This is a genomic window from Paraburkholderia caledonica NBRC 102488 (assembly GCF_000685095.1).
GTDB classification, from domain to species: domain Bacteria; phylum Pseudomonadota; class Gammaproteobacteria; order Burkholderiales; family Burkholderiaceae; genus Paraburkholderia; species Paraburkholderia caledonica.
The window spans coordinates 172,310-190,546 of sequence record NZ_BAYE01000013.1; the positions used below are offsets into that span (position 1 = coordinate 172,310).

General features: G+C 61.6%; 18 protein-coding genes. 8 read left to right on the top strand and 10 right to left on the bottom strand.

The genetic code is table 11. The features are described 5' to 3' along the window. Positions 1–2 precede the first annotated feature (2 nt). From BCA01S_RS24165 to BCA01S_RS24195, 7 genes are all read right to left on the bottom strand, one after another. Entirely contained in the window at positions 3–731 is a 729-nt protein-coding gene (locus BCA01S_RS24165) for an enoyl-CoA hydratase/isomerase family protein (protein WP_027779132.1), read from the bottom strand. 73 nt (positions 732–804) lie between these two features. Then, complete coding sequence (locus tag BCA01S_RS24170) at positions 805–3,171, bottom strand: xanthine dehydrogenase family protein molybdopterin-binding subunit (protein ID WP_042319245.1); 2,367 nt, start codon at positions 3,169–3,171, stop codon at positions 805–807. A 4-nt stretch (positions 3,172–3,175) separates the two neighbouring features. Further along, complete coding sequence (locus BCA01S_RS24175) at positions 3,176–3,697, bottom strand: (2Fe-2S)-binding protein (protein ID WP_052369490.1); 522 nt, start codon at positions 3,695–3,697, stop codon at positions 3,176–3,178. A 19-nt stretch (positions 3,698–3,716) separates the two neighbouring features. Further along, entirely contained in the window at positions 3,717–4,598 is an 882-nt protein-coding gene (locus BCA01S_RS24180; RefSeq protein ID WP_027779135.1) for an FAD binding domain-containing protein, read from the bottom strand. Between the two features lie 30 nt (positions 4,599–4,628). Next, positions 4,629–5,372, bottom strand: coding sequence for an SRPBCC family protein (locus BCA01S_RS24185; RefSeq protein ID WP_027779136.1), 744 nt, complete (start codon positions 5,370–5,372; stop codon positions 4,629–4,631). A gap of 112 nt (positions 5,373–5,484) precedes the next feature. After that, positions 5,485–6,279 carry an alpha/beta fold hydrolase gene (locus BCA01S_RS24190; protein WP_027779137.1) on the bottom strand — a complete coding sequence of 265 codons (795 nt, stop codon included), beginning with the start codon at positions 6,277–6,279 and terminating at the stop codon, positions 5,485–5,487. A 169-nt stretch (positions 6,280–6,448) separates the two neighbouring features. Continuing rightward, positions 6,449–6,853, bottom strand: coding sequence for a carboxymuconolactone decarboxylase family protein (locus tag BCA01S_RS24195; RefSeq protein ID WP_042319247.1), 405 nt, complete (start codon positions 6,851–6,853; stop codon positions 6,449–6,451). Positions 6,854–6,987: 134 nt separating this feature from the next. On the opposite strand from BCA01S_RS24195, the gene BCA01S_RS24200 reads away from it, so the two are divergent. From BCA01S_RS24200 to BCA01S_RS24220, 5 genes are all read left to right on the top strand, one after another. Then, a complete protein-coding gene (locus BCA01S_RS24200) occupies positions 6,988–7,671 on the top strand; it encodes a GntR family transcriptional regulator (RefSeq protein WP_027779139.1) in 684 nt (227 codons plus the stop codon). A gap of 238 nt (positions 7,672–7,909) precedes the next feature. Next, the gene (locus BCA01S_RS24205; protein WP_027779140.1) at positions 7,910–9,208 is read left to right on the top strand and encodes an MFS transporter; all 1,299 of its coding nucleotides are present in this window, start codon (positions 7,910–7,912) and stop codon (positions 9,206–9,208) included. A 62-nt stretch (positions 9,209–9,270) separates the two neighbouring features. Then, positions 9,271–10,680 (top strand): uracil-xanthine permease family protein, encoded by a 1,410-nt coding sequence (locus tag BCA01S_RS24210; RefSeq protein WP_244146035.1) that lies wholly within the window; start codon positions 9,271–9,273, stop codon positions 10,678–10,680. Between the two features lie 206 nt (positions 10,681–10,886). Then, positions 10,887–11,930, top strand: coding sequence for a porin (locus tag BCA01S_RS24215; RefSeq protein ID WP_027779142.1), 1,044 nt, complete (start codon positions 10,887–10,889; stop codon positions 11,928–11,930). Positions 11,931–12,050: 120 nt separating this feature from the next. Continuing rightward, the gene (locus tag BCA01S_RS24220; protein WP_042319250.1) at positions 12,051–13,148 is read left to right on the top strand and encodes a porin; all 1,098 of its coding nucleotides are present in this window, start codon (positions 12,051–12,053) and stop codon (positions 13,146–13,148) included. A gap of 98 nt (positions 13,149–13,246) precedes the next feature. Here the strand turns inward: BCA01S_RS24220 and cynR are convergent, their stop codons facing one another. Continuing rightward, on the bottom strand, positions 13,247–14,131 hold the full coding sequence (gene cynR, locus BCA01S_RS24225; RefSeq protein WP_027779144.1) for a transcriptional regulator CynR: 885 nt from the start codon (positions 14,129–14,131) through the stop codon (positions 13,247–13,249). Between the two features lie 115 nt (positions 14,132–14,246). On the opposite strand from cynR, the gene BCA01S_RS24230 reads away from it, so the two are divergent. The 3 genes from BCA01S_RS24230 (at position 14,247) to BCA01S_RS24240 (ending at position 16,543) form a co-directional block, all read left to right on the top strand. Continuing rightward, the gene (locus tag BCA01S_RS24230) at positions 14,247–14,906 is read left to right on the top strand and encodes a carbonic anhydrase (protein WP_027779145.1); all 660 of its coding nucleotides are present in this window, start codon (positions 14,247–14,249) and stop codon (positions 14,904–14,906) included. Positions 14,907–14,934: 28 nt separating this feature from the next. After that, a complete protein-coding gene (cynS, locus tag BCA01S_RS24235) occupies positions 14,935–15,405 on the top strand; it encodes a cyanase (RefSeq protein ID WP_027779146.1) in 471 nt (156 codons plus the stop codon). Between the two features lie 100 nt (positions 15,406–15,505). Continuing rightward, positions 15,506–16,543 (top strand): MBL fold metallo-hydrolase, encoded by a 1,038-nt coding sequence (locus tag BCA01S_RS24240; protein ID WP_027779147.1) that lies wholly within the window; start codon positions 15,506–15,508, stop codon positions 16,541–16,543. A 149-nt stretch (positions 16,544–16,692) separates the two neighbouring features. Here the strand turns inward: BCA01S_RS24240 and BCA01S_RS24245 are convergent, their stop codons facing one another. Together BCA01S_RS24245 and argC are read right to left on the bottom strand one after the other, a co-directional pair. Beyond that, complete coding sequence (locus BCA01S_RS24245; RefSeq protein WP_027779148.1) at positions 16,693–17,013, bottom strand: hypothetical protein; 321 nt, start codon at positions 17,011–17,013, stop codon at positions 16,693–16,695. Between the two features lie 197 nt (positions 17,014–17,210). Continuing rightward, positions 17,211–18,140, bottom strand: a complete 930-nt coding sequence (gene argC / locus BCA01S_RS24250; protein ID WP_027779149.1) for an N-acetyl-gamma-glutamyl-phosphate reductase — start codon at positions 18,138–18,140, stop codon at positions 17,211–17,213. Positions 18,141–18,237 lie beyond the last annotated feature (97 nt).

Genomic DNA, 18,237 nt, shown 5'->3' on the forward strand with positions numbered 1-18,237 from the left:
TATTAGCGGCGCATCGATGTCATCGCGTTGGCGAGCGACGCACCCGCCATTTCGCTCGCGAGCGAGAAGTCGGGAATCGTGATCTCGCGGAAATACGTCTTCAGCGTGGCAATCGCGATCCGGTCGCGCGTGCAGATCGAGGCGACCATTGCGTCCGCACGCTCGGCGAGCTTCGCGGCCGCGACGACTTCTGCGACGATGCCCCACTCGCGTGCGTTCGCGGCGTCGATCGTCTCGGTCAGATAGACCATGTGCGCAGACGCTTTCGGCGGCACCTTGTGGCGCAGCACGGACAGCACAAGCGTCGGCGGCAGATTCTTCTGCAGCTCCGGCAGGCTGAAGCGCGCGCTATCGGCAGCGACGGCCAGGTCGCACGCGGTGACGAGTGCGCAGCCGAAACCCTCGGCGTCGCCTTGTACCTCGGCCAGAACCGGCACTTCGCTTTCATGCATCGCGCGGTAGACGTCGAGAATCGGATCAGCCACGTTACGGCGGAACTGCGCGGCCGTCGGCGGCGTGGCCGGCGGAGCGCCGACCGCGCGGCCGCGGCAGAACGCAGGACCGGACGCGCGAATGCGGATGATCTTGACGTTGTTGTCGCGGCCCGCCTTGCGGATTTCCGCGGCGAGCGCGCGCATGGCTTCGAGCGTGAGCATGTTGCCGAGCTCGGGCTGGCCGAGAGTGATCCGGTATTCGGATTGGTGGAGCGCTGCGGTGAATTCGGTCGTCATGGAGTAAAAGTCCAAACAATGAAAACAGGGAAGGGAGCCCGCGCTTCGCGCATGGGAGCGGGGCCTGCGCAGGTCAGCGCGCGTAGGCGCCGGCCTCCTTGAGCTTCTGGAACACGCGCTGCGGAACGAGCGGTGCTTCAGTGAATTCGACGCCGTATTCCGACAGCGCGTCCTCGATCGCAGCGACGATTGCTGCCGCCGCCGGGATCGTGCCGCCTTCGCCCGCACCCTTCACGCCGAGCGGATTCAGCGGCGACGGCGTTTCGAGGTGCACGATGTCGATATTCGGGACGTCGGTTGCCATCGGCAGCAGGTATTCGCCGAAGTTCGTCGTGGTGGGCTGTGCGTTCTCGTCGTATTGCATCCATTCGAGCGTCGCGTTGCCGATGCCGTGCGCAACCGAGCCGATCACCTGGCCGTCGACGATCATCGGGTTGATGAGCTTGCCGGAATCGTGCGCCATCACGTAGTTGAGGATCGTGATGTGGCCCGTCTCGCGGTCCACTTCGAGTTCGACGACAGCGGTGCCATTGCAATACGTCGACTGCGCGGGCGAAAAGTATTTGGTCTCTTCGAGACCGGCGGTGAGGCCCTCGGGCATCGTGAAGCCGGGCATGCCCTGCGAGATTTTCGCGAGTTGCCCGTAGCTCATGCGCTGCTCAATGCCGGCGCGGCGCGCAACGTGACCTTCGATCAGCAATAGTTCTTCGGGCTTGCACTTCCACAGGTGCGCGGCGAGCGTGAGCATCTTTTCGCCCACGGCCTGCGCGGCGATATAGACGGAGTTGCCGGCATTCACCGTCACGCGACTCGCGAACGTGCCGACGCCCATCGAGATGCCGCCCGTGTCGCCCGTGATGACGTCGATCGTTTCGAGCGGCACGTTCAGCTGTTCCGCGCAGATCTGCGCGAAGGTCGTCTTGTGGCCCTGGCCTTGCGGCGATGCGCCCGTGATCACGGCGATGCGGCCGTTCGCCTGCACGCGTACCGTCGCGCCTTCGAACGGACCCATGCCAGTGCCTTCGACGAAGCTCGCCATGCCGATGCCGATGAAGCGTCCTTCACGGCGCGCCTCGGCCTTGCGTTGCGCGAAGCTCGAATACTTCGCGCGCTCTAGCGCAGCTTTCTGGCAGGCCGGATAGTCGCCGCTGTCGTAACGCAGCGGGCTGCCGTCGCGATAAATGAAGCCCGCATCGTACGGCATCTGCTCGGGCTGGATCAGGTTGCGCCAGCGCAACTCTGCGCGGTCCATGCCGAGTGCGCGCGCGGCCTTGTCAAGTATCCGCTCCATCGCGAACACCGCCTGTGGGCGGCCCGCGCCGCGCACAGGCGAGGTCGCGCATTTGTTCGTGTAGACGACGTCGAGCTTCGCGCCCATCGCCGGAATCACGTAAGGGCCGGGCGTTGTCGTGATCGAGATGTACGGCGTGATGATGCCCCACGGCAGGAACGCGCCGTTGTCGTGCACCATCTCCAGTTTCACGCCTCGAATCTTGCCGTCGTTTTCGAGCGCGATTTTCACGGTCCACCACTGGTCGCGTTCCTGCGTGACCGCGAGGAAGTGTTCGCGCCGGTCTTCGATCCATTTGACGGGGCGCTTGAGCGCAACCGCCGCAATCGCGACGAGCGCTTCTTCCGGATAGAACGGCAGCTTCGGGCCGAAGCCGCCGCCGACGTCGTTCATCAGCACGCGCAGTTTTTCCGTGTCCCATTCGAGCAGTTCGACGAGGTTCTTCTTCTCGTGGTGCGGCGCCTGGCCCGACGACCAGACGGTCAGTTCGCCGTTGGCGGCGTGAAATTCGGCGAGATAACCGCGGGTTTCCATCGGATGCGCGGAGCCGCGGTTCTGCCAGTAGGTTTCCTCGACGACGTGCGGCGCGCTGTTGAAGGCCGCGTCGATGTCGCCAAAACCCATTTCGATATGCGCGACGACATTGTCTTTCGCGTCGGTGTGGCAAAGCGGCGACTCGGGGCGCAGGCCGTCGCGGCAATCGGCCACGGCGGGCAGTGTGTCGTACTCGACTTCGATCAGGCCGCACGCGTCTTCGGCGATATAGCGGTTGTCCGCGACCACGAAGGCCACCGCTTCGCCCGCGAACGTCACTTCCGTCGAGGCGAGCAATTCCTGCGTGCGCTCGAAACGGATTGCCGGATTTGGCAGCATCGAAGGCGCGCGGCCCCGTGCGCGGCCGCTCAGGTCCGCGTGTGTGTAGACGGCGTGCACGCCCTTCAGTTCGCGCGCAGCGGTGCAGTCGATCGAGACGATTTTCGCGTGCGCATGCGGGCTGCGCAGCACGGCGGCTTGCAGCATGTTCGGCAGATGCACGTCGTCCACGTAGGAACCCTGACCTTGCAGCAGCTTCTTGTCTTCCGTGCGCATCACGCGCTTGCCGATGTAGCGCTGGTCGGTGGGCGCACCCTTCAGATCGGAAATTTCCATCGTGTTACTCCGTAGCATGTGCCGCAGGCGTCGCCGACGCTGCGGCACGCTGATCGCGGATGCGTTGTGCGGCAAGCAGCGCAGCGGCCACGATCGGCTGATAGCCCGTACAGCGGCACAGATTGCCTGTGATCGCTTCGCGAATTTCGGATTCGCTCGGCGAATCCGTTTCGTTCAGCAATTCGGTGAGCGTCATCAGCATGCCGGGCGTGCAGAAGCCGCATTGCAGCGCGTGCGTTTCGGTGAAGGCTTTCTGCAGCTCGTTGAGCGTGCCGTCTGCGTGAGCCAGGCCTTCTACGGTGGTCAGCGAACGGCCGTTGACCTGGGCAGCAAGCGTCAGACAGGCGCGCGCGGTGCGGCCTTCGATCAGCACGGTGCAGGCGCCGCATACGCCGTGCTCGCAACCGTAGTGCGTCCCGGTGAGTTCGAGGTCGTGACGCAGGAAGTCACCGAGCATGCGCCGCGATTCGACTTCGCGCTCATAAGCGGTGCCGTTGACGACGACTCTGACAGTACGAGTCTCCATGTCCATCTCCTTAGTCACTCTACGATTGTCTTGCGACACGCGAGAACGCCCGTTTCAGCGCTCTTTCGGTCAGGACGCCGGCAAGATGCTGGCGGTAGTCGGTACTGACGTGGGCGTCGGTCATGACGTCGAGCCCGCTGGCCGCGTCGCTCGCCATGCGCACCGCGGTGTCGTCCATCGGGCGACCGCGCAGTGCGGTCTCCACGTCGTGCATGCGAACGGGACCGGGCGCGACGCCGCAGATCGTGAGCGACACGCGGTCGAGATTGCCGTGCGCGTCGGCGGTGCAGAGCGCCGCGACGCCGACGATGGCGTAGTCGCCATGACGTCGCGCGAATTCTTCGAATGCATAGCCATGGCCCGCGGGCCAGATGTCGAGCGAAATGCCTGCGAGCAGTTCGCCTTCTTCGAGCGCGGGCGTCATGTACATCACGGCCCAGTCGGACATCGGCAATTCGCGGTGCGTGAGCGCGCCGTCTTCATAGCGTGCAATGGTCAATACGCCGTCGAGCGCGGCGGTGAAGCACGGCTGTTCCGACGAAGGATCGAGCTGGCACAGACTGCCGCCGAGCGTGCCGCGGTTGCGGATCTGCTTGTGGCTCACGAGCTGATACGCCTCCCGGATCAGCGGCGCGCGTTGAATGACGAGCGGCGACAATTCGATGTCGCGCTGCCGCGCCATCGCGCCAATGTGGAGGCGATCGCCGCGCTGCTCGATCCGGGTCAGTGCTTCGACGCCGTTCAGGTCGATCAGATGACTCGTCATCAGATACCGGAAGTTCATCATCGGCATCAGCGACTGACCGCCCGCGAGCACTCTCGCGTCCTCGAGCGTGCCGAGCAGTTGCACGGCTTCGTCGAGAGTGGTCGGCGCGTGGTACAGAAATTCACTGGGTTTCATGCGTGCTCCGATAGTGCAGCGGTGGCTTCTTCAATGTTGCTGTTTAGCGCCGAAGAGCCGCGCGAAGAAATTCCGGACCGACTGCCACATGGCTTTGCGCATTAGCGCGCCCGCGTCGAGCGGAACAACCGGCGCCGGTGCGGGCGGCGGGCGGCGCGTTTCGGCCGCCGGACGGGAGGCATCCGTCGTGGCGGTCTGCGTCGCCTCGTTGATCCGATTAGTTTGATCGCCGGGAGCCGATGCGGCGCCGGCGCCGGCAGGCGTCGCGTGCGAAGCTTGCGCCGACGTGGCGGTTTCAGCGGCATACACGGCGTCGGACTCGATCAGCGCGGTCAGATTCTTCGCGAACTGGTTCAGCAACTGCTGCGAGAGCGCTTCGATCATTCCGGCGCCGCGCCCATACTGCGCGACGGTGCCCGACAGATTCACGTCCGAGACGACGTCGACTTTGGTCTTGCCGCTGCCGGCGTCGGTCACGGCCGCGTTGATCTGCGCATCTGCGCCGCCGCGTCCCTTCGTGTCGGTGCCGCTTGCGGACACCACGACCTTGCGGTCCACGTCGTTCTGTTCAGCGATCTTGAATTTGCCCGCAAATTTCAGCGTAAGCGGGCCGAGCTTCACGGTGAAGCCACCTTTGTAGCTGCCGTCGGGCTGCTGTTCCTTCAGTTCCGCGCCCGGGAAACACGGCGCGGACCGTTCGATGTCGATCATGGTCTTCCAGACGTCGGACGGCGGTGCATCGACGGTGAAAGACGAGCGGATTGTGATTGCCATACTGCCTCCTCGGGACGATTGGCCGTGGCGGCCGCCGCTCCATTTATTCGGTCACTGCTGGGCCGCGCGGCGTGCGAAGAGGTGTTCGCGTGCGCACGGCCAGCGTTTCATTTCATTGAGCAAGGCTCGACAGAAAATCGTCGAACACTGTTGCGAAGACTTCACGCATGTCGAATGCGCCGAAATGCGCGGCGCCCGGCACCACGACAAAACGGCTGTGCGGCAGCGCGTCTGCGATCTTCTGCGATACCGCCGGCGCGATGCTCGCGTCGGCCTCGCCCGCGACGACGAGTGCCGGCGCTTTCACGCGGGGCAGCTCGCCGAGGTTATCCAGCTGCGAGATGGCCTGCCAGTTCGCGCTCCAGCTATACCAGTCGTCGGCGGCAAGACGTGCGCGGCATTTTTCGACGAGATCCGGGCGCGGGGTGTCGGCGGTGAACCAGCGTGCGATCGTGTCGTCCGTGACTTCGGACATCGAGCCTTGGCGGCTCATGTCGCCGCGCGCAAGGATGCGCGGACGAACTTCGGCGGGGAAGCCGCCCGCCGTGCCGCACAGAATCAGCGCGCCGGCGAGTTCGGGGAACTGGATCGCAACGCGCTGCGCAATCATGCCGCCCATCGAGACGCCAATCAGCGTGGCGCCGCTCAGGTGCTCCTTGCGCAGCACGGCGGCGACGTCGGCCGCATGATCGGCGAGCGTGACGGGCGACGTGATGACGCTCGACTCGCCGTGGCCGCGAAGGTCGGTTGCGACGACGTCATAGGACGCCGCCCAATGCTCGACATATTCGTCCCACCAGCTCCGGTCGACGCCGATCGGATGAAGCAGGACCAGCGGCCGGCCCGCGCCGCGACGGGAGTAGGCAATGCGGCCGGCGGGGATTTCGCAGAAAGTTGACTGAGACATGACTTGTACAGGTAACGCGTCGGTGACAGGTGTTTCGCGCCCGGCCGCCGGATGGGCAGCTCGCGGCGCGCAACGCCTTGAACTCCCGGAACCGCCACGCGGACGTGCCCGAGATGAATTGCGACGACGGATCGCAATGTGCCGCGGTCTTGACGGATCGCCGCTGGATTCAGGCCGTTGCCGCGGCTTTTGCCTTCAGATCGAGCACGACCGCTTTTGCCCGGCGCAACCCTTCGGCGGCGACGGGAATGCCCGCGTAGACGCCTGCCTGCAGAACAACTTCGGCAATTTCCTCTTCCGTCACACCGTTGTTGACCGCGCCGCGCGTATGAACTTCGAATTCGTGCCAGCGGCCGAGCGACGCCAGCATCGCGAGGTTCAGCATGCTGCGCGTGGCTCGCGTGAGGCCGTCCCGGTTCCACACGTTGCCCCAGCATACGTCTTCCGTGTACTCAAGGAACACGGTGTCGAAAAGATGAGGGTTCGCGTTGTTCTGCGTGTGGCTCGCGCCCAGTACTTCCTTGCGGATCTTTGCGCCGATGGCACGACGTTCGGATAGCGTGATGTCTTCCATGAGTATCCTTCGAGTTTGTCCAGCGGTTGTAGGATTGTATAATGAGAGCGAGTATCGGAGCTTCGCCGTCGAATGTCAATATGATTGTATTACGAAGTATGGCGGCTCCTATTTTTCTACGGCAAAGGGAAGGGATGAATACCAATAGACTGGTTGTGCGGCCGGTGGCCACGCTGCGGCAGCAGGTGATAGATGGTCTGCGTGCGTGTATTAGCGATCTGACGTTCAAACCGGGCGACCGGCTGATCGAGCGCGAGCTGTGCGAAATGCTCGGCGTCAGCCGCACGCTTGTTCGTGAGGCGCTGAGCCAGCTGGTGGCGGAAGGGCTCGTACAGATCATTCCGCACAAAGGTCCGATCGTCGCCGTCATGACGGGCGACGAGGCGCGCGGTCTGTACGAAGTGCGCGCCGTGCTGGAGGCGCTCGCGGGCCGCCAGTTCACCGAGCGGGCAACCGAAGAACAGCGTACTGCGCTGAAGAATGCGTTGAGCGAACTCGCGTCGATGCGCGACATGCAAGGTCAGGAGGGCACCATGCGCTTCCTGAAGCAGAAGGCGCAGTTCTACGACGTGATCCTCGAGGGCGCGGGAAATCCGGTGCTCACGGAGATGCTGCGCCTCGTCCATACGCGCGTGATGATGCTGCGTGCCACTACGCTCTCCCAGGAAGGGCGCCTGGTGCAGAGCTACGACGAGATCGCCGCGATTGTCGACGCGGTGATGCGCAACGACGCCGACGCTGCTGCGGCGGCGTGCAAACACCATGTCGAGCAGGCGGAAAGGCTGGCGGTCCAGGTTCTGGCCGTCGCAGCCGACTAGTAACGGGCATCGCAACGGCGGCCTATGCCCGCCGCTTGCTTGACCTGATTCATCCCGCATAAGGTTGGGCTCGCGAAGAGCGAGCGCGCCGTCCGTCTCGGTGTCTTGCCGTAATACAATAATCTGTATTGCAATCTAATTGCATTACGATATACTGCGCCCATTGACGAAAGCGGGCCTATGACCCGTACCAATCACACCGCTCGCCCTCACGGCGGAAGATCAGGAGACGGCAACCATGGGCACATCGCAGGGCGCCAAGACGGCGCCGGTGGCTTCGGTCGACGCGCAGGGATACAGACTGTCGCGTTACCAGTGGCTGGCGCTGATTTCAGCGTTCCTCGGCTGGATGTTCGATTCGATGGACCTGAATCTCTTCACGCTCGTGCTCGTGCCCAGCGTGAGCCAGCTGCTGCATAGCACCGACGCAACGGAAATCAGCAAGATCGGCAGCTACATCATTGCGGGCAAGCTGCTCACGTGGGGGATCGGCGGCGTGCTGTTCGGCGTAGCGGCGGACCGGTTCGGCCGCTCGCGTGTCATGGGCCTCACCATCCTGATCTATGCGGCTTTCACGCTCTTGAGCGCGTTCGCAAAAACGTGGCCGCAGCTTGCCGTCGCGCAGGCAATGGCCGGTTTTGGTATTGGCGGCGAATGGGCGGCAGGCGCCGCGCTCGTCGCCGAGTCATGGCCGGGGCGGCAACGCAATCGCGCCATGCAGATCATGCAAATGGCGTTCGCGTTCGGCTTTCTTGCCGCGGCGCTCGACAATCTGCTGCTCGGCCGATTCGGCTGGCGCGTCGTGCTCGGTGTGGGCGCGGCGCCGGCACTCGTCACCATTCTCGTGCGCCGCTTCGTGCCCGAGCCGCAGCGCTGGGTGCAAGTGCGCGAGAGCGTCGTCGCAGAATCGGCGATGCAAACCTTCACCGCCATTTTCGCGCGAGGACTTCGGCGCAAGACGATCATCGGCGTGATCGTTTCGTCGGCGGCCATGCTCGGCTGCTGGGGCGGTCTCACGTTCCTGCCGAGCTGGATTCATCAGCTTTCGGCTGCCGCTGCCGATCAGCGCAACATCGGCACCACGGTCAGCTACGCCTTCATTCTGATGATGTTCGGCGCGACGCTCGGTTATCTGACACTGATCTGGATGCTCGACGCCTTCGGCCGACGCATGTCGTATTTCATATTTTCATCAGGATCGCTGATCGTGTCGCTCGTGCTGTTCATGACGGTGCACGACGTCGGCGGTGTGCTCTGGCTCATGCCTGTGTACGGCTATTTCGTGATCGGCGCGTTCGGCACGTTCGCCGCCTATCTGCCCGAACTTTTCCCGACCCGTGTGCGGGCAACCGGCCAAGGCTTCTGCTGGAACATGGCGCGTGCGTTGACTAGCATCGGTCCGATTGCAGGTAACGCGGTGGTGAGCAAGTTCGGCTCGTTTCCGGCGGCGTCGGCTGCAGTGTCGCTGCTCTTTATCGTCGGCATGGTGTCGATCTGGTTCGGTCCGGAGACGAAGGGCGTTCCGCTCGACAACTGAAGTTCGCCGCAGTTGACGCGCGTCGCCAGACAGGCTTTCCTTTTGGTTCAATGGAACAAACCTTGAATACACACATGCCGAAACCCGGCGCATCGACCCGAGACGCCACCGCGGACATTGCGCCGGCGGGCGTGTTCGACATCGGGATCAACGGGCGTTTGCCGCTGCCGCAACTGGCCGTGCTCGCGCTGCAGAACGTATTCGGCATGACCGGTATGTTCGTCTTTCCGGGAATTCTCGGGCGCGCCTTTCATCTGGCCGATGAGCAGATCGCCTACCTGTACGGAATGACGTTCGTCGCGTGCGGGATCATCACGATCCTGCAATCGGTGCTGCTGTTGCGTCTGCCGATCGTGCAGGGCCCTTATGCAGGCAGTTTCGGTGCGCTCCTGACGGTGGGTCACTTGCAGTCGGGCGGGCTCGGCACGGCATTCGGATCGTTCTTCGCCGCTTCGCTGATCTGGTGCGTGCTCACGGTGCCGATCCGCGGACGCAGCGTTGCAGGCGTATTCGCGAAGCATCTGCGCCTGCCGATCATCTCCGGAATGATGGTGATGCTGATCGTCGTGCAGATCGCAAGCGTTGCTTTGCCGACGTGGATCGGCAGCACTAAAAGCCCCGGTTTTCCAGTCGTGAATCTGCTTTCGGGCACGGTGGCGGTGGCGGGCATTGTGTTCGCGATGCTGTGGGGCGGACAGCGTATGCGTCGCGTGGCGATCCTGGTGGGCCTCGCGCTCGGCACGTTGGCCTATACGCTGTTTCAGCCTGTGTCGTTCACCGCGGTTGCTGCCGCGCCGTTCCTCGTCGAGCCGCGCATCTTTCCGTTCGGCTTCGGCGTGCGGCCGGATCTCGTCGCCGTGTTTCTGCTCGTGTTGATTCCGGCCGGCATGGGATCGATGGCGCTCTATCAGGCTGTTGCCGAATGGGGCGATGAGACTCTGAGCCCCGGCCGGATGTCAGAGGGCCTGTTCGGCGTCGCACTCGGCTCGGTGGTCGCGGCAGTCTGGGGCGGCTTCAGCACCATTGCGTATCCGGACAACATCGGCATTCTGCGCGCCACGCGCGTGGGCTCCCGTTTCGTTACGCTCGCCGCCGGCTTCCTGCTGATCGTGCTAGGCGGCTGCGTGAAGTTCGACATGTTGCTGGTCGTCGTGCCGGTTCCGGTGATCTCGGCTGCTGCGACGCTGCTGTTCGGCATCGTCTTCATGCACGGCGTGCATATTCTCGCGCAAGTGGAATGGGACGATCGGCAGCTGATCGTATCGGGGCTCGCGTTTCTCACTGGCCTTGGTGGTCTCTTCATCTCGCCCGAAGTGATTCATGCAATGCCCCTGATGCTCCAACTCGTCGTTCAGCAGCCTGTGATTTCGGGCGGTCTCACTCTCGTTATATTGCACTCGCTACTTTGCTCGAAACAGAAGGCGCCGAACATGCCTTCGGCTGCGCCGTCGCGCACACAGAATCGGACATAAGCAGAGTCGCAGAACGGGTCCGGGCGGACATCCCTGCGCATCGTTTTCAGGTGACGCGCGGACGTATAAAAAGTAGAGATTACAGAATATATATTTTGCAGTACGTAACAATTCCGACCACATAAACGTGACCGAACATATTCTGGCATGTCCGTCGCGTGCCGGCTCGCATGCGCACGTCCAGGATGGAGAAGCAGGGGACTCAGATGCAAATAAGACTGAAAGTAATGGCGCTCATTATTGGCGCTGCGTTTTCTGCCGAAGCCGCTCACGCGCAATCGAGCGTGCAGCTTTATGGACTTCTCGATGCGTTTGTCGGCTACAAGAAGCCGATGAACGGTCGGGCGAGCGTCATCGCCGGTAACGGCGGCATGACCGCGCCGTACTTCGGCTTGCGCGGCACGGAAGATCTCGGGGGCGGCACCAAGGTCGTCTTCGATCTCGAAGGCTACTTCAACATTCAGACCGGCGCGATGGGCCGCACCGGCTTTCCGCAGGACGGACTGTTCTCGCGCAACGCGTATGTCGGCTTGACCGGCCGTTACGGCACGGTAACGGCTGGCCTGATTCCGCCGTTGCTCTGGTTCTCGACGATCACTTTCAACCCGTTCTTCAACTCGTTCGTGTTTTCGCCGATCGTGCTGCAGAACTACGTCGGCGTGAATGGACAGGGTGTATTCGGCAATGCGGGCGAATGGTGGAACTCGGTGTACTACGCGTCACCTTCGTACAACGGGCTCGTAGGACGCGCGATGTATTCATTCGGCAACGAAGCGGGCCATCCCGGCCAGAACAAGTGGAGCGGCCAGGTCTCGTACAACAACGGCGGTTTCGCGACCTCAGTCGTGTATCAGCAGATCAAGTACAGCCTTAACGCCGGCGATCTCGGCACGCTGATTCCGGGGCTGACCACGCAGTCAGTAGTGAACCTCGGCGCTTCGTACACCATGAACTTCGTGAAGCTCTACGGACAGTATCAGCACGTATGGGATTCGATCTCGAACGGCGATGTCGGCATCGACACCGCCCAGATTGGTTTCGCCATTCCCGTGGGCGTAGGCCGGATTCTTGGTTCGGATGCCTATTCGAAGAGTTCCGGTCACGCGTCCGTCTATCGCAACACGTGGGCGCTTTCGTACGACTACCCGCTGTCCAAACGCACCGATGTCTATGCCGCGGTGCTGTCCGACCGCGCGAGCAGGATGGCGACCGGCACCACAGTCGGCGGCGGTCTGCGCACGCAATTCTGATTGATGGCCACTGCGCCGAGTGCGCGGATTTCTCGGGCAATCCACGAAAGATGGCGAAGGGATGGGCAGCGCATGGCATGCCCTCTCGCCTCACAGATTAACGATTTCAATGGAGGAGATATGTTTGAAACTGGAGTAAGAGCGCGCGGCACGCGCAGGATCGGCATGCGGCGCTCGCTGGCGGCAATGACACTGGTGGGATTGTCGAGTGGTGCAGTGCACGCACAAAGCAGCGTTACGTTGTATGGCTCGCTGGACGGCGGGCTGCGTAATCTCGTGAACGGCACCAAGGCAGGCGGTGCAGCGCTGTCCATGGCCTCGAACGGCGTCTACAAATCGAATCGCTGGGGCTTTCTGGGGATCGAGGACCTTGGCGGCGGTTACTATGTACGCTTCAATCTCGAAGCGGGCTATATTCTGTCGACTGGCGCGAACAGCGCCTCGAACAACACGCTGTTTTCGCGCACGTCGACGGTTGGGATCGGTGGCCCGTTCGGTCAGGTAGACATGGGTCATCAGTTCACACTGCAGCACCGCCTGATCAAAGACTTCGAGCCATTCGATCTGCGGTATCTGGGCATTACTGAGGCGGCGGCGATTTCGGGCGGCACGAGCGGCCGCGACGACAACGCGATCCACTACCACGGAGACTTCGGTCCGTGGACGCCTCGTGCGGTCTATGCACCGGGCGGCATCGCGGGCAGCTTGTCTAGCGGCTCCATGATCGCGGGCGGCCTGAATTACCACACCAGGATGTTCAAGTTCGGCGCCGGCTATACGCACCGTTCGAATCCGCTTTCGACTACAGCGACCACCACTCCGTATTTCGCCAACAATCAATACACCGCTGGCGGTGCCGTGACGATCGGTCCGGTCGATTTGATGGCGGGCTATTCGCTCACTACACAGTCCGTTCCTTCGACGGTGCACGGCGAGACTCGCAACCAATACCTGTGGGGCGGTTTCCGCTATAAGGTGTCGTCGTTCTTCAACGTGACGGGCGCGTATTACGACAACAAAAACTCGACGGCCGGCGTGGACGGCAGGAAGGACGTTTCTATTCTCGGCGTCACCTATTCGCTGTCGAAAAGCACACAGTTCTATGCTGACGTCGACTACACGCATTTCACTGGCGGCTATGTCACCAACGCAACGCTGAACCCATCCGGGCATGCGAAGCAAACCGGCGTCTCATTCGGTATGAACCATAATTTCTAGTACAGCGAGATAGATGCCTTCGACGCAAGAGTCAGCGCTTCGCGTAACCTGGCGCATTGAGAACTGCCAGCGGCTCCGAACCTGAATAGATACGCGGCCTACAGGCTCTGACTTACTTCGGTAGCGACTTCAGCGAACGCGCGCGCAGCGGCAGTTCGATACGCACCTTTGCGCCGCAACAGCGCGGCGGTTCGCTGCGGTAACGAAGGCTCGAGCTTGAGAAGCACCAGATCACCGTTTTGCCGCGCGATGGCCGCGGGCAGTATGGTCGCGAGCTGACTGCAGCCGACAATCCCGATGACAGCACTAATTGAGCTGGCCTCAACTGCTATGCGCGGTGCCACACCGTGCTCGCGGCAGTAATGATCGATGTAATGGCGCGTGGCGAACGTTTCGTTTAGCAATACCCAAGCTTCCCGTTCGAAGTCGCGGGGCGTTAGCGCGCCGCGCTTCCTCGCTCGGGGATGCGAGTTTGCTACCACAACAGCAAGCGCCTCGACCAGCAGCGCCTCAGTTTCGATATCGGGTGAACGCGTGTCTGAGAACGCGATACCCATGTCCAGCTCGTCTTCGTTCAAAAGTACTTCCATCCGTTCCTGCGACATCTCCTCGAGATTCAGGATGATGCCGGGATAACGCTGGTTGAACCTGTCGACAAGTGGTCCGACGAGATAGGCGGTAAAAGTCGGTGTCATGCCGAGACGCAATGAACCGCGGCTCAGGTCCTGCACGTCGTGAATAGCCCGTCTGCCGGCGTCCAGATCCTGAAGCGCTCGTTGAGCATAGAGCAGCCACGCCGCGCCGGCGTCGGTCAACTGGATTGTCCGGCCACTTCGATCGAGCAATTGCACGCATAACGTGTCCTCGAGCTGCCTGATCTGCTGCGACAGGGTGGGCTGCGAGACATGCAGTGCTTCTGCCGCTCGCGTGAAATTGCGATGCTCGGCCACGGCGAGGAAGTAGCGGATATGTCGGAGCAGCATGGTCCCTCACTATAGGCATTTCTTATAGAAACCATAATAAACCGGTCTTGGACGCTATGGTTGAACGGATTCATGCTTCGACCATCGGTTCGCAACTTGCCGGAGGGGCAACGAGATGAAAGACATCATTGACGGTTTCCTGAAGTTCCAGCGCGACGCCTTTCCCCGACGCTCCGAGTTGTTCAAGCGGCTGGCCACGAGCCAGAATCCGCGCACTTTATTTATCTCGTGTTCGGACAGCCGGCTTGTCCCCGAACTCGTTACGCAGCGTGAGCCGGGTGATCTGTTCGTGATACGCAACGCCGGCAACATCGTGCCGTCGTACGGTCCCGAACCCGGTGGCGTCTCGGCAACGGTCGAATACGCTGTTTCGGCGCTCGGTGTCACCGACGTCGTGATCTGCGGCCACTCGGACTGCGGCGCGATGACCGCGATCGCTGCCTGCAAATGTTTGGACCACATGCCCGCCGTGCGCAACTGGTTGCGCTATGCGGATTCCGCGAGAGTCGTCAACGAGGCGCGCGTGCACGGCAGCGAGCGTGAACGCGTCGACTCGATGGTCCGCGAAAACGTGATCGCTCAGCTGGCGAACATCAAGACGCACCCATCCGTGAGACTCGCGCTCGAACAGGGGCATCTCGCGCTGCACGGCTGGGTCTACAACATCGAAACCGGTTCTATTGATGCGCTCGACGGCGCGACGGACCGCTTTGTTTCTCTCTCCGAGCATCCGCATGTCTGTGCAACACCTGCACGACTTTCCCGCGCTGCCTGAATCCTGTTCATCAACTGAAGGAACCATCATGACCCAGTCGCAATTCAGCCAAACCACTCGCCAGAATCTCGCGGATGTGATCATCGACGCGAAGATCCGCAAGAACCTCACCTTTGAGCAGATCAACGAAGGTACCGGTCTCAGCCTCGCATTCGTCACGGCTGCGCTGCTCGGCCAGCATCCGCTGCCTGCCGACGCTGCCAAGGTCGTCGCCGACAAGCTCGATCTCGATGAAGGCGCTATACGCCTGTTGCAGAGCATTCCGGTGCGCGGCAGTATCCCGGGAGGCGTGCCGACCGATCCGACGATCTATCGGTTCTATGAAATGGTGCAGATCTACGGCTCGACCCTCAAGGCGCTCGTGCACGAGAAGTTTGGCGACGGCATTATCAGCGCGATCAATTTCAAGCTGGACATCAAGAAAGTGGACGATCCAGAGGGTGGCTCGCGAGCCGTGATCACGCTCGACGGAAAGTATCTGCCGACCAAGCCGTTCTGAGTCGGTAGTGAACCATGCGGGGCGATGTGACTTATGCCTGCTAACACGAATCACGTTGGAGTTCCGCGAACAACGCGGTTCGCTCCATGAAAAGGGAGCTATGAAAGTGAAAGTACCTGTCATACCCGGAACGATTGCGAAAGAAGCCGTATTAGCCAGGCTCGTGTTCGTACTGGTTTCCATCGCTGCGAGTTCTTTGCTAGTTTCCACGCCAGCTTTGGCCGATCCCGTGAGCCCGTCCTCGACGAGCACGAGTGCGACGCCGGACGACTATTTTCATACCGGTGCAGGTGCACGATATCTGCGCCGTGCCGATGAGGACATCGTCGTCAATCCTCAACGCGGAAATATCACGGTGCTGATGGGGTCCGGTGGCAACATCACGGTTCTGTCAGGCAGCGAGGGTAAATTCCTGGTCGACGCGGGCATCAGCAAGTCGCAGAAAAAAGTCCGGTCGGCGCTGGACAGCATGGGTCCCTCGCCGCTGAAATACGTGGTCAATACTCATTGGCACTGGGACCATACCGACGGCAACGCGTGGATGCATGAGGCGGGTGCGACTATCGTCGCCCAAAGGAATACCGCAAAGCATTTGACTGAAACGACGCATGTCAATGCGTGGAACTGGACCTTCGATCCGGTGCCGGCACATGCGCGCCCGACACTCCTGATCGATCACAAAAAGACTTTTAATTTTTCTGGCACCAGCGTCGAAGTGGAAAATTTCGGCGGTGGCCATACCGATGGCGATCTGTGGGTGTACTTCAAGAAAGCCGATGTACTTGCTCTCGGCGACACGTTCTGGAACGGCATTTATCCATACATCGACAACGAGGACGGCGGCAGTATCGACGGTGCAATCAATTGGGCCAACAAAGCTGTTGCGCGCACCACTGACCACACGATCGTTGTCCCCGGTCATGGCCCCGTTGGTACACGAACTCAATTGATCGAGTTCCGGGACATGCTTGTCACAGTACGCAATAACGTGATGACGCTGAAGCAGCAAGGTAAGTCACTTGACGAAATCATTGCCGCAAAGCCGACCGCCGCCTTCGATGCGAAATGGGGAAACTTCGTGTTCAACGGCGATCAATTCACGAAGATGGTCTACGCCGGTCTGCAGTCGAGAAATTGAATATCGCCGCGTGCGATCGTAGCAGTCAGCTGATTTGCCCCAGGCTGAGCCGTGGGGCAGCGAGTGCACGCAATCTTATTGCGTGCCAGATGGCGAACAGCGGGCCCTGACGGTGGCTTCATCGCCGCCGATGGTCAACGAAATTGCTTCTACTTACCCGATGCCGGCGACTTCACACTTGGCGTCGCCAAGGTGTTGTTGCCGCCCACCGGTGCGGTGGCGCCGGAAGTCGAATCGCTGTTGACGCTGCTCGGCAGACCCGAATTGGGACGGCCGGACATGCCGCTGTCCGAATTGGTGGTGCCCGGTGTGCCGTAGCCGCCCGTTGCACTATTCACCTCGTTTGCCGGGCTAGCCGTGCTGCCTGCCGACCCGTTCCCGCTGGAGCCACCGGCGGCCTGTGCATAGGCGCCGCCCGACAGCGTGAGTGCGGCGACAGCCGCGAGTAACGCGCTCGTTGCCTTGCTCATGATTTCTGCCTCCTCGATCAGAGAGAATAGGGACGCAGCCGTTTGCCGCATCCGTACTACCTGTCCAGCAATCAATGTGCCGGACCTCGAGCGGAGGCAAAAAAGATGCATATCGAATGTCGAGCAGGAGAGCGAGCCATTCCTCGGGTCGATTGTCGACATGCACGTGCGGCCAAAGTTGAATCAACCATCGGCCGCTATTGCTGCGTGAGCATCAGATTCAGGTTCTGAACCGCAGCGCCGGATGCGCCTTTGCCAAGGTTATCGAAAACTGCGGAGAGCAGGACGTGCCCGTGATCCGCAGCAGGAAATACGCTTAAGCGCATGTCGTTGGTACCGTTCAGCACTTGCGGGTCCAGGTGCTTTGCAGCGCACGATTCATGTAGCGGCACGACACGTACGTGGGCCGCCTCGGCATAGTGGCGTGCGAGGCATGCGTGTAGCGTCTCGCCATCCACGCCGGGTGCCAGCAGCCGCAATTGCAAGGGTACCGTCAGCACGATGCCTTGGCGGAACGCCCCATACGCAGGCACGAAGATCGGACGCTGCGCGAGCCGGGCGTGCTGCTGGATCTCCGGCGTGTGCTTGTGCGCGAGTTCCAGACCATATATCTGGAATGAAGGCGCGTTGATGGCATCGCGACCTTCATGCTCCTCCACTCCGGCACGCCCGCGGCCAGAGTAACCGGACACCGCATGAATGTTGATAGGGTAGTTGTCTGGTATCAGCCCGGCCTGCAACAGGGGACGCAGCAAGCCAATCGCACCCGTCGGATAGCAACCGGGATTGGTGACCCGACGTGCGCTCGCAATACGCTCGGCCTGTCCTGGCGTCATTTCCGGAAAGCCGTATGTCCAGCCCGGCTGCGTGCGATGGGCCGAACTTGCGTCGATGACCCTGACGGCAGGATTAACGATGGCGTCCACCGCCTCGCGCGCGGCGGCATCGGGCAAACAGAGAATGGCGATGTCGCAGGCGTTGATGGCTTCTGCGCGAAGGCGGGCATCTTTGCGTTCCGCGGCGGCAAGCGTGAACACCGTGATGTCTGTCCGATTGTGCAGCCGTTCATGGATCTGCAGTCCGGTAGTGCCTTGGTCGCCATCGATGAAAACAACGGGAGCGCTCATACGCGGAAACTCCAAGTGGTGGTAATGGGCAGAACGAGTTCCCATGTTCACCGAACCGCTAGAATAGGAAAAGTTGAATTTTATAACCTTGCAGTTC

Coding starts and splice junctions, on each gene's coding strand:
- BCA01S_RS24240 (WP_027779147.1), top strand. CDS start 15,506: ATGAAAGTGAAAGTACCTGTCATACCCGGAACGATTGCGAAAGAAGCC.
- cynS (WP_027779146.1), top strand. CDS start 14,935: ATGACCCAGTCGCAATTCAGCCAAACCACTCGCCAGAATCTCGCGGAT.
- BCA01S_RS24175 (WP_052369490.1), bottom strand. CDS start 3,697: ATGGAGACTCGTACTGTCAGAGTCGTCGTCAACGGCACCGCTTATGAG.
- BCA01S_RS24205 (WP_027779140.1), top strand. CDS start 7,910: ATGGGCACATCGCAGGGCGCCAAGACGGCGCCGGTGGCTTCGGTCGAC.
- BCA01S_RS24200 (WP_027779139.1), top strand. CDS start 6,988: ATGAATACCAATAGACTGGTTGTGCGGCCGGTGGCCACGCTGCGGCAG.
- BCA01S_RS24170 (WP_042319245.1), bottom strand. CDS start 3,171: ATGGAAATTTCCGATCTGAAGGGTGCGCCCACCGACCAGCGCTACATC.
- cynR (WP_027779144.1), bottom strand. CDS start 14,131: ATGCTGCTCCGACATATCCGCTACTTCCTCGCCGTGGCCGAGCATCGC.
- BCA01S_RS24180 (WP_027779135.1), bottom strand. CDS start 4,598: ATGAAACCCAGTGAATTTCTGTACCACGCGCCGACCACTCTCGACGAA.
- BCA01S_RS24185 (WP_027779136.1), bottom strand. CDS start 5,372: ATGGCAATCACAATCCGCTCGTCTTTCACCGTCGATGCACCGCCGTCC.
- BCA01S_RS24220 (WP_042319250.1), top strand. CDS start 12,051: ATGTTTGAAACTGGAGTAAGAGCGCGCGGCACGCGCAGGATCGGCATG.
- BCA01S_RS24230 (WP_027779145.1), top strand. CDS start 14,247: ATGAAAGACATCATTGACGGTTTCCTGAAGTTCCAGCGCGACGCCTTT.
- BCA01S_RS24245 (WP_027779148.1), bottom strand. CDS start 17,013: ATGAGCAAGGCAACGAGCGCGTTACTCGCGGCTGTCGCCGCACTCACG.
- argC (WP_027779149.1), bottom strand. CDS start 18,140: ATGAGCGCTCCCGTTGTTTTCATCGATGGCGACCAAGGCACTACCGGA.
- BCA01S_RS24190 (WP_027779137.1), bottom strand. CDS start 6,279: ATGTCTCAGTCAACTTTCTGCGAAATCCCCGCCGGCCGCATTGCCTAC.
- BCA01S_RS24195 (WP_042319247.1), bottom strand. CDS start 6,853: ATGGAAGACATCACGCTATCCGAACGTCGTGCCATCGGCGCAAAGATC.
- BCA01S_RS24215 (WP_027779142.1), top strand. CDS start 10,887: ATGCAAATAAGACTGAAAGTAATGGCGCTCATTATTGGCGCTGCGTTT.
- BCA01S_RS24165 (WP_027779132.1), bottom strand. CDS start 731: ATGACGACCGAATTCACCGCAGCGCTCCACCAATCCGAATACCGGATC.